The sequence below is a fragment of the Sporosarcina luteola genome, assembly GCF_023715535.1.
Classification (GTDB): domain Bacteria; phylum Bacillota; class Bacilli; order Bacillales_A; family Planococcaceae; genus Sporosarcina; species Sporosarcina luteola_B.
Genome location: NZ_JAMBOI010000027.1, coordinates 1 through 1,505 on the forward strand (window position 1 = coordinate 1; position 1,505 = coordinate 1,505).

General features: G+C 49.0%; 9 tRNA genes and 3 rRNA genes. All 12 read right to left on the minus strand.

The features are described from left to right. Window positions 1-89, minus strand: a 16S ribosomal RNA gene (locus tag M3191_RS18055); the annotation flags it as partial. 146 nt (window positions 90-235) lie between these two features. Beyond that, window positions 236-311 (minus strand) — tRNA-Ala (locus M3191_RS18060). 11 nt (window positions 312-322) lie between these two features. After that, window positions 323-399 (minus strand) — tRNA-Pro (locus tag M3191_RS18065). 16 nt (window positions 400-415) lie between these two features. Further along, window positions 416-492, minus strand: a tRNA-Arg gene (locus tag M3191_RS18070). A gap of 26 nt (window positions 493-518) precedes the next feature. Beyond that, a tRNA-Leu gene (locus M3191_RS18075) sits at window positions 519-607 on the minus strand. Between the two features lie 9 nt (window positions 608-616). Next, window positions 617-691 (minus strand) — tRNA-Gly (locus M3191_RS18080). 8 nt (window positions 692-699) lie between these two features. Further along, a tRNA-Leu gene (locus M3191_RS18085) sits at window positions 700-781 on the minus strand. 29 nt (window positions 782-810) lie between these two features. Beyond that, a tRNA-Lys gene (locus tag M3191_RS18090) sits at window positions 811-886 on the minus strand. 11 nt (window positions 887-897) lie between these two features. Next, window positions 898-973: transfer RNA gene (locus tag M3191_RS18095), tRNA-Thr, on the minus strand. Window positions 974-998: 25 nt separating this feature from the next. Beyond that, window positions 999-1,074 (minus strand) — tRNA-Val (locus M3191_RS18100). Between the two features lie 34 nt (window positions 1,075-1,108). Further along, window positions 1,109-1,224 (minus strand): 5S ribosomal RNA (gene rrf, locus M3191_RS18105). Between the two features lie 161 nt (window positions 1,225-1,385). Continuing rightward, window positions 1,386-1,505 (minus strand): 23S ribosomal RNA (locus tag M3191_RS18110); the annotation flags it as partial.

The window sequence follows — 1,505 nt, forward strand, 5'->3', positions numbered from 1 at the left end:
GGGAGCAAGCTCCCGTCAATCCGCTCGACTTGCATGTATTAGGCACGCCGCCAGCGTTCGTCCTGAGCCAGGATCAAACTCTCCATAATAGAGAAATTCGAGTAGCTCGAGTTTCTTGCTGGCATCATTTAAGATGTCAATTTGAATCCGAAGATTCGTTTGTTCTTTTCACCGACAGGATCGGCTCCAGAACTTTATTTGTTGACGTTTTGCTGTTCAGTTTTCAAGGTTCATATGGTGGAGCCTAGCGGGATCGAACCGCTGACCTCCTGCGTGCAAGGCAGGCGCTCTCCCAGCTGAGCTAAGGCCCCGGAATAAAAAGTGGTCGGGAAGACAGGATTCGAACCTGCGACCCCTTGGTCCCAAACCAAGTGCTCTACCAAGCTGAGCTACTTCCCGATATTTATAAAGTTAATGGCGCGCCCGGCAGAAGTCGAATCCACAACCTTCTGATCCGTAGTCAGACGCTCTATCCAATTGAGCTACGGGCGCCTATTCATTTAAATGAGACACAGTATTGGTGCCGAGAACCGGAATCGAACCGGTACGGTAGTCACCTACCGCAGGATTTTAAGTCCTGTGCGTCTGCCAGTTCCGCCACCCCGGCGCAAGTAAATGGAGCGGAAGACGGGATTCGAACCCGCGACCCCGACCTTGGCAAGGTCGTATTCTACCACTGAACTACTTCCGCGAAAAAAGTGCGGGTGAAGGGAGTCGAACCCCCACGCCTTACGGCACTAGATCCTAAGTCTAGCGTGTCTGCCAGTTCCACCACACCCGCATATTAAAATCAAAGTCAAAAAGTAAAAATGGTGAGCCATGCAGGATTCGAACCTGCGACCCTCTGATTAAAAGTCAGATGCTCTACCGACTGAGCTAATGGCTCGAAAAATAAAGTGGTGCCGGCGATAGGAGTCGAACCCACGACCTACTGATTACAAGTCAGTTGCTCTACCAACTGAGCTACACCGGCACATAAGAAGTATATCAAAATATTATGGTGGAGGATGACGGGTTCGAACCGCCGACCCCCTGCTTGTAAGGCAGGTGCTCTCCCAGCTGAGCTAATCCTCCAATTGTAATTCCTATAGCTATAGGGAATTGACAAGCCCGGCGACGTCTTACTCTCACAGGGGGAAGCCCCCTACTACCATCAGCGCTGAAGAGCTTAACTTCCGTGTTCGGTATGGGAACGGGTGTGACCTCTTCGCCGTCGTCACCAGACTTGTAACATCCTTTTCAAGGACATTAATCATTATACCAATTCTCTATAGATTTACAAGTACTTTTTTAATAAAAGTACTATGAACGACTCTTGTTCGTTCAAAACCGGATAAAACCAACATTGTTGCTGAACTTCAGGTTCAACCGTACTTAAATAACTTAAGGTTAAGTCCTCGATCGATTAGTATCCGTCAGCTGCACGTGTCGCCACGCTTCCACCCCGGACCTATCCACCTCATCTTCTTTGAGGGATCTTACTTACTTGCGTAATGGGAAATCTC